Below are 7284 nucleotides of genomic sequence, written 5' to 3'. Positions count from 1 at the left end.
GCTTAGTCCTGTTCCCGGGTGGGCGTCGTGGCCGGGCCGTTCATGCCGTTGCCATTGCCGTTGCCGTTCGAAGGGCCTACGCCCACGCCCGGCTGCGTCGCCAGCATCTGCGCTTTCACGCGCATGCCTAGCTGATACACCGCGAGCGCATAGAAGAAGCTGCGGTTGTAGCGCGTCAGCACATAGAAGTTTTTGAGCCCGAGCTTGTACTCCGTGGCACGGCCCGGCGTGGGCAGGTCGATCACCGTGACCGGCGTGCTCGCCTCGGCGGCGATATCCACGTCCGACTGGTTGAGCACGAGCCCCGAGCGCAGCAACTGGCTGAGCGGCCAGCGCGGTTCCGGTTTGCCGTCCGCGGCGGCCTGCGCGATGCCCTGGCTGCCGGCATCGCTCGCGATCCCCCACACCACGGGACGACCCGTCTCCCAGCCGTTCTGCTTCAGGTAATTCGCCACGCTGCCGATCGCGTCGGCCTGGCTCGCGCGCAGGTCGATGTGATGGTTGCCCTCGTAGTCGATCGCGTATTGCACGATGCTGCTCGGCAGAAACTGGGGAATGCCGATCGCGCCCGTATACGAACCGAGCACCGAAGACGGGTCGATCTGCGCGTCGCGCGTCCACACGAGGTAGTCCTCGAGATTCTTGCGGAACGTGGCCATGCGATCGGCGCGATTCGGCGTATCCGGGTAATCGAAGGAGAGCGTCGTGAGCGCATCGAGCACGCGGAAGTTGCCCATGTAGCGCCCGTAGATCGTCTCCACGCCGATGATGCCGACGATCACCTCCGGGGGCACGCCGAACTCTTCCGACGCGCGCTGCAGCGTGTCCTGGTTCGCGCGCCAGAAGCGCACGCCCGCGTTGATGCGGACTGGATCGAGAAAGCGCGCCTGATAGGCGCGCCAGTTCTTGATGCCGGGAATGGGCGAGGGCGTGACGAGCTTTACGGCCGTGGCCGAATAGTTCGCGCTCGCGAAGAGCGCGTGCAGCGCCGTGGGATCGAAGTCGTAGCGCGCCACCATGTCGTTGATGAAAGCGTCGACGTTCGGATTGTTCGCGTAGCGCTGCGGGACGATTTCCTCCTCGAACGTCTGGCCCTGCTGCGTGGGCGTTTGCGGCTGTGCCTGCGCGAGCGTGAGGGGCGTCTGTCGCACTTGCGGCGCGGAAGTTTGCGCGCGCGCCGCGCCGCTGCACAACGACGCCGCGACGCAAAGCGCCAGGGCGAGGGTCGTGTGGCGTGGGCGGCCTAAGGCGGGCAGAGCGGTCTTGAGCGTCATGTGAGAGAGGAGGGGGAAGCGGTCCAGGTTGATCCCGGGCAGTATAACCGAGCGCCTTGCGGGATTTGGGGCCCTGGATGCCGTGATGGCGCGTGGGCGCCTGGTCGCTGTGGTAACGTGGTATCTGTTCGCGCGCCGGCCGGCGCGCCGCCAGACAAAAGACAGAAGGAGACCCGCGGCCGCGCGCCCCCGCGCGAGTCCCGCGGCCAGTGCGACTCATGACGACCGGTTTCTTCTCTCACCCCGACTTCCTGCTCCACGAGATGGGCGAATGGCATCCCGAATGCCCGGCGCGGCTGCAGGCCATCGAAGACCAGCTGATCGCAAGCCGCATCGACATGCTGATCGAGCGGGACGAATCGGCGCCGCTCGCCCCCGAAGCGGCGCTCCTGCGCGTGCATACCCAGGCGCACATCGACTTCATCCGCAACACCGCGCCGCAAGAAGGCTACGCGAGCATCGACGCCGACACGCTGATGAATCCGCACACGTGGCAAGCGGCGCTGCGCGCGGCAGGTGCGGCGATCGCGGCCACCGACGCCGTGCTCGCGGGCCGCTACGAGAACGCGTTCTGCAGCGTGCGCCCGCCCGGCCACCACGCGGAGCCGGCCCGCGCCATGGGCTTTTGTTTCTTCAACAACGTGGCGGTTGCCGCGCGCCATGCGCTCGAAGTGCATGGCCTCGAGCGCGTGGCGATCATCGACTTTGACGTACATCACGGAAACGGCACGGAAGCGGCGTTCGCGGGCGATTCTCGCGTGCTGATGTGCAGCTTCTTCCAGCATCCGTTCTATCCGTACAGCGGCGCGGACAATCCGGCGCCGAACATGGTCAACCTGCCGATCGCGGCGCGCACCAAGGGCATGGAGGTGCGCGAGGCCATCGACATCATGTGGCTGCCGCGCCTGCACGAGTTCAAGCCGGAGATGGTGTTCGTTTCGGCGGGCTTCGACGCGCATCGCGAAGACGATCTCGGCAACCTCGGGCTCGTCGAGGACGATTTCGCGTGGATCACCGAGCAGATTCGCGAGGTCGCTCGCCGCCATGCGAAGGGGCGCATCGTGAGCTGTCTCGAGGGCGGCTATAACCTCTCGGCGCTCGGCCGCAGCGTGGTCGCGCATCTGCGGGTGCTTGCCGATATCTAGTGGGGCCGCTGCGGTGGCGCCGCCGGCGTGAGCCGTTACGCATGATCGAACGAAGGAGACCCGCGACATGAGTGCTTTTCCGTCCGCATCGCCAGCGCCATCGCCCGCCGATGCCGCGCCGCTCGTCGAAGTTACGCGCGACGCGTATGGCGTGCCGGGCGTCGTGCGCCTCACGCTGAACCGCCCCGACGCGTTCAATGCCCTCTCCGAGGCGCTCATCGACGCACTGCAGGCCGAGCTTGCCGCGCTGGCGAAATCCGACGCGCGCGTGGTCGTGATCGCGGCGGCGGGACGCGCGTTCTGCGCGGGCCACGACCTCAGGGAGATGCGCGCGGCGCCTTCGCACGGTTACTACGCGAAGCTATTCGAGCGCTGCTCGAAGATGATGCTGACGATCCAGAAGATGCCGCAACCCGTGATCGCGCGAGTGCAAGGCGTGGCGACGGCGGCGGGCTGTCAGCTCGTCGCGATGTGCGACCTCGCGGTGGCGGCGGACTCGGCGCGTTTCGCCGTGTCGGGTATCAATCTCGGGCTCTTCTGCTCCACGCCCGCCGTGCCGCTCACGCGCAACGTCTCGCGCAAGGCGGCCTTCGAGATGCTGATGACGGGTGAATTCATCGACGCGCTCAAGGCGCAGCGCGAAGGCCTCGTGAACCGCGTGGTCGCCGCCGACGAGCTCGACGCCGCCGTGACGGCGCTTGCCGCGAGCATCTGCGCGAAGCCGCGCGAGGCGGTCGAGGCGGGCAAGGGCCTCTTCTACCGGCAACTCGAAATGGGCGTCGAGGCCGCGTATCAACTGGCCGGGCAGACAATGGCGTGCAATATGATGAGCGACCCCGCGCTCGACGGCGTGCAGGCGTTCATCGACAAGCGCGGGCCGAAATAGCGCACGCGCTGCCACTTAGCAGTGCCGATCGATCCAGTCGATCATCGCGCCAATCACGCGTTCGCGGTCGAGATCGTTGAGCGTTTCGTGGTAGTTGCCTTCGTAGATCGTGAGCGTGCGATCGGGAGACCCCACGTTCGCGCCGAATGCGCGGCTGCCTTCGGGTTCGGTGAGTTTGTCCTCGGCGCCATGCCAGATCAGTACGGGCAAGCGCAATTGCGCGCGGCCCGCTTCGACGCGCTTCATCGCATCCAGCAATTGCGCGCCCGTACGAGCGGGTATCGCGCCGTGATGCACGAGCGGATCGGCGCGATTTGCCGCGACCACTCCGGGGTCGCGCGCGAGCAGGGCGGCATCGATCTTCATGGCCGGAAAGCGCGGCCAGATCGCGCTGATGATGCGGCTCGCGGCGATCATCCACGCGGGCACGTCGCGGCCCGGTGCGAGCGCTGCGCTCGACAGCAAAAGGCCCGCGACCGACACGCGCGTTTGCGGCAGGCGCTCGATCGCATAGAGCGCGGCAATCGCGCCGCCCATGCTGTGCCCCATCAGGAAGAGCGGCACGCGCTGCGTGGCGCATTGCGCGCTCGCGTGGGCGACGAGCGCCTCGGCGTCGTCGAGGTATTCGGAGAAACTCGCGATCCACGCGCGACGGCCCGGCGCGTGCCCGTGACCGCGCAGATCGATCGCGTAGACATCGATGCCCGCGGCATTCAGCCGCCCGGCGAGCGCCGCGTAGCGGCCCGCGTGCTCCGCAAGACCGTGCACGAGCGCGAGGGCTGCACGCGGCTTCTGCGTGCGCCAGACGTAAAGCGGCAGTTCGATGCCGTCGCGCGTGCGTAGCGTCGCGCTCGCGGTGGGCTCGGCGGCACTGGCGGCTTGGGCTGAAGAGGCCGGAATGACGGCAGCGGTTGCGCCGACGTTTTGACTTGTCTCCATCTCGCTCCCTGGCTGGGCGGTTAATTATCAGTGTCAGGCTGTCGGCAGCAGTGTAGCGGCCGCACGCGCGGCGGCAGGCCGCCATCTCCCTCTAATGCATATGGGTTATGAAAATATCGAAATTGATTATTAAAAGGAATTTTGCCTGCCAGGGTAAAATGGCGGGCTAAATCCAGTCCAGCAAACGGCGGCTGTCTGCCGGCGCGACGCGTTTGCCGCGAACCCATGTTCGTGGCGAGACGAGCGGCGCGCGGCACACCCGCCGTTTCGTTTTTTCCATGATCGAAATTCGAAACGTGTCCCAGCGCTTCGCCGGCCCGCAAGGCTGGATCGAGGCGCTGCACAGCGTCAATCTGACGATACCGCCGGGCGAAGTGTTCGGCATCATCGGGCGCAGCGGCGCGGGCAAGAGCACGCTCGTGCGCACCATCAACCTGCTCACGCGGCCTACCGAAGGCGACATCGTCGTCAACGGGCGCACGCTCACGTCGCTCTCTTCGGCTGACTTGCGCGACGCGCGGCGCGAGATCGGCATGATCTTCCAGCACTTCAATCTGCTTTCCTCGCGCACCGTGTTCGACAACGTCGCGCTGCCGCTCGAGCTGGCGGGCGTGAAGCGCGCGCAGATCGAGGAATCCGTGCTGCCGCTGCTCGATCTCGTCGGCCTGTCCGCGCAGAAGGACCGCTATCCCTCGCAGATTAGCGGCGGCCAGAAGCAGCGCGTGGGCATCGCGCGCGCGCTCGCGAGCAAGCCGAAAGTGTTGCTCTCCGACGAAGCGACTTCGGCGCTCGACCCCGAAACCACGCGCGCCATTCTCGACCTGCTGCGCAAGATCAATCGCGAGCTGAACCTGACCATCGTGATGATCACGCACCAGATGGAAGTGATCAAACAGGTCTGCGACCGCGTGGCCGTGCTCGACGCGGGCCGGGTCGTGGAAAGTGGTCCCGTCATCGACGTCTTTCTGCAGCCGCGCCACGAAGTCACGCGCGCGCTGCTCGGCGACGTCATTGCCCAGGAATTGCCGCCCGCACTCAAGGCGCGCGTGACCGAGCGCCTCGCGAAAGGCAGCGGCCATTTGCTGCGCCTCGCATTCACGGGCACGGGCGTCGATCAGCCAGTGTTGTCGGAGACGATTCGCCGCTTCGAGCTTGACTTCAACATCCTGCACGGCCAGATCGACGAGATTCAGGGGCAGGCGTTCGGCTCGCTCGCGGTGCTCGCGGGCGGCGATCCGGTGAAGGTGGCGCAGGCTATTGCGTGGCTGCGCGAGCAGGGTGTCGTGGTGGAGGAGCTGTCCCATGTGGAGTGAAATGTTCGACATGTTCGTCCAGTCGTTCTGGGAGACGCTCATCATGGTGGGCATCTCGGGACTCGTGGGCGCGGCCATCGGCCTGCCGCTCGGCGTGCTGCTCTATCTCACCGATCGCAACGGCGTGCTGCAGAACCTCGCCGTGAATCGCGTGATGGGCGTGGTCGTCAACGCGGTGCGCTCGACGCCCTTCATCATCCTGCTCGTCGCCGTGATTCCGTTCACGCGCCTCGTGGTGGGCTCGTCGATCGGCACGGCGGCCGCCGTCGTGCCGCTCACCATCGCCGCGGCGCCGTTCATCGCGCGTCTCGTCGAAACCGCGCTGCGCGAAGTCGATCGCGGCCTGATCGAAGCCGCTCAGGCCATGGGCGCGAGCACGAGCCAGATCGTCTTCAAGGTGCTGCTGCCCGAGTCGCTGCCGGGCGTGGTGGCAGGGCTCACCATCACGTTCATCTCGCTCGTCGGCTACTCGGCCATGGCGGGCGCGATCGGCGGCGGCGGACTCGGCGACCTCGGCATTCGCTATGGCTATCAGCGCTTCGAGCCTGAAGTCATGCTGATCGTGGTCGTGATCCTGATCGTGTTCGTGCAGCTCGTGCAGTCGTTCGGCGATTGGCTCGTGCGGCGCCTGAGCCACAAGTAAGTCATCCTTATAAAAGTGGATCCTCGGGTCCACACTACTACTCAAGACAAAGGTTTGGTATGCAACGTCGTTTCATGATCCGGCTCGCGGCCGCGCTTGGCGCTGCCTCGCTCATCGCACCGCTCGCGGCGCACGCGGACGAGACCATCAAGGTGGGCGTGACGGGCGGGCCGCACGAGCAGGTGATGGAAGTCGTGAAGAGCGTGGCCGCTAAAAACGGTCTGAACATCAAGATCATCGAGTTCTCCGACTACGTGCAGCCGAATGCGGCGCTCGCGAGCGGCGACCTCGATGCGAACAGCTACCAGCACGCGCCATATCTCGACGCGCAGGTGAAGGATCGCGGCTACAAGCTCATCAAGATCACGGACACGGTCACGTTCCCGATGGGCATCTACTCGAAGAAGATCAAGTCGCTGGCAGAACTGAAGCCGGGCGCGCGCATTGCCGTGCCGAACGATCCGACGAACGGCGGACGCGCGCTGCTGCTGCTGCAGAAGCAGGGCCTCATCAAGCTGCGCGCCGATGCCGGTTTGAAGGCGACGCCGCTCGACATCGTGGAAAACCCCAGGAAGCTGAAGATCGTCGAGCTCGACGCCGCGCAGATTCCGCGCTCGCTCGACGATGTGGACGCGGCCGCGATCAACACGAACTTCGCGATGGAAGCTGGTCTCAAGCCGAAACAGGACGCGATCGCGATCGAAGATGCGAAGGGCCCGTACGTGAACATCCTCGCGATTCGCGAAGCTGATCGCAACAAGCCGTGGGTGGCGAAGCTCGTGGCTGCGTACCACTCGCCGGAGGTGAAGCAGTACATCGATACGAAGTTCGGCGGCGCGGTCGTCGCTTCGTGGTAAGTCCCCGTTTGAGGGCGGGAAAATAGAGAAATTTGTCGGGGCCCGGGCTTGAGCCCGGGTTTTTTCCACCGTAAAATCGCACGATCGTTCGCTACTGACGACCAGGGGCGTGGCAGTGGTGGTAAATGAAAGATGCTGGCGGTGGATGCGCCCAACAGGGCTATCGCTATAATGTCCGCCAGGTTGACGTATTCGTAACTTCGGAGCATGTGAATGAAAGTCCTTGT

At 65.6% G+C, this 7284-nt stretch carries 7 protein-coding genes; 5 read left to right on the top strand and 2 right to left on the bottom strand.

Annotation, left to right across the window (positions count from 1 at the left end):
• Positions 1-2: 2 nt before the first annotated feature.
• A complete protein-coding gene (gene mltB, locus VMJ11_RS09710) occupies positions 3-1274 on the bottom strand; it encodes a lytic murein transglycosylase B (RefSeq protein ID WP_325619201.1) in 1272 nt (423 codons plus the stop codon).
• A gap of 218 nt (positions 1275-1492) precedes the next feature.
• Between mltB and VMJ11_RS09705 the strand changes: the two genes are divergently transcribed.
• Positions 1493-2419 (top strand): histone deacetylase family protein, encoded by a 927-nt coding sequence (locus VMJ11_RS09705; RefSeq protein ID WP_325619200.1) that lies wholly within the window; start codon positions 1493-1495, stop codon positions 2417-2419.
• A gap of 67 nt (positions 2420-2486) precedes the next feature.
• Positions 2487-3305 (top strand): enoyl-CoA hydratase, encoded by an 819-nt coding sequence (locus VMJ11_RS09700; protein ID WP_325619199.1) that lies wholly within the window; start codon positions 2487-2489, stop codon positions 3303-3305.
• 15 nt (positions 3306-3320) lie between these two features.
• Here the strand turns inward: VMJ11_RS09700 and VMJ11_RS09695 are convergent, their stop codons facing one another.
• Positions 3321-4244, bottom strand: a complete 924-nt coding sequence (locus VMJ11_RS09695; protein WP_325619198.1) for a lysophospholipase — start codon at positions 4242-4244, stop codon at positions 3321-3323.
• A gap of 278 nt (positions 4245-4522) precedes the next feature.
• Here VMJ11_RS09695 and VMJ11_RS09690 point away from each other — a divergent pair, with 278 nt between their 5' ends.
• From VMJ11_RS09690 to VMJ11_RS09680, 3 genes are read left to right on the top strand one after another with little or no spacing between them, the layout of a single operon-like run.
• Positions 4523-5557, top strand: coding sequence for a methionine ABC transporter ATP-binding protein (locus tag VMJ11_RS09690; RefSeq protein ID WP_325619197.1), 1035 nt, complete (start codon positions 4523-4525; stop codon positions 5555-5557).
• A complete protein-coding gene (locus VMJ11_RS09685; protein ID WP_325619196.1) occupies positions 5547-6200 on the top strand; it encodes a methionine ABC transporter permease in 654 nt (217 codons plus the stop codon). The genes VMJ11_RS09690 and VMJ11_RS09685 overlap by 11 nt, the downstream gene beginning before the upstream one ends.
• A 59-nt stretch (positions 6201-6259) precedes the next feature.
• Positions 6260-7057, top strand: a complete 798-nt coding sequence (locus tag VMJ11_RS09680; RefSeq protein ID WP_325619195.1) for a MetQ/NlpA family ABC transporter substrate-binding protein — start codon at positions 6260-6262, stop codon at positions 7055-7057.
• Positions 7058-7284 lie beyond the last annotated feature (227 nt).

This window comes from Paraburkholderia sp. (genome assembly GCF_035501035.1).
Classification (GTDB): Bacteria; Pseudomonadota; Gammaproteobacteria; order Burkholderiales; family Burkholderiaceae; genus Paraburkholderia.
The sequence above is the reverse complement of the archived record's forward strand: the minus strand, read 5'-3'. Positions and strand labels throughout refer to the sequence as shown.

Excerpts from the sequence above, each read along its gene's own strand:
- mltB (WP_325619201.1), bottom strand. The coding sequence starts at position 1,274 with ATGACGCTCAAGACCGCTCTGCCCGCCTTAGGCCGCCCACGCCACACG.
- VMJ11_RS09705 (WP_325619200.1), top strand. The coding sequence starts at position 1,493 with ATGACGACCGGTTTCTTCTCTCACCCCGACTTCCTGCTCCACGAGATG.
- VMJ11_RS09700 (WP_325619199.1), top strand. The coding sequence starts at position 2,487 with ATGAGTGCTTTTCCGTCCGCATCGCCAGCGCCATCGCCCGCCGATGCC.
- VMJ11_RS09695 (WP_325619198.1), bottom strand. The coding sequence starts at position 4,244 with ATGGAGACAAGTCAAAACGTCGGCGCAACCGCTGCCGTCATTCCGGCC.
- VMJ11_RS09690 (WP_325619197.1), top strand. The coding sequence starts at position 4,523 with ATGATCGAAATTCGAAACGTGTCCCAGCGCTTCGCCGGCCCGCAAGGC.
- VMJ11_RS09685 (WP_325619196.1), top strand. The coding sequence starts at position 5,547 with ATGTGGAGTGAAATGTTCGACATGTTCGTCCAGTCGTTCTGGGAGACG.
- VMJ11_RS09680 (WP_325619195.1), top strand. The coding sequence starts at position 6,260 with ATGCAACGTCGTTTCATGATCCGGCTCGCGGCCGCGCTTGGCGCTGCC.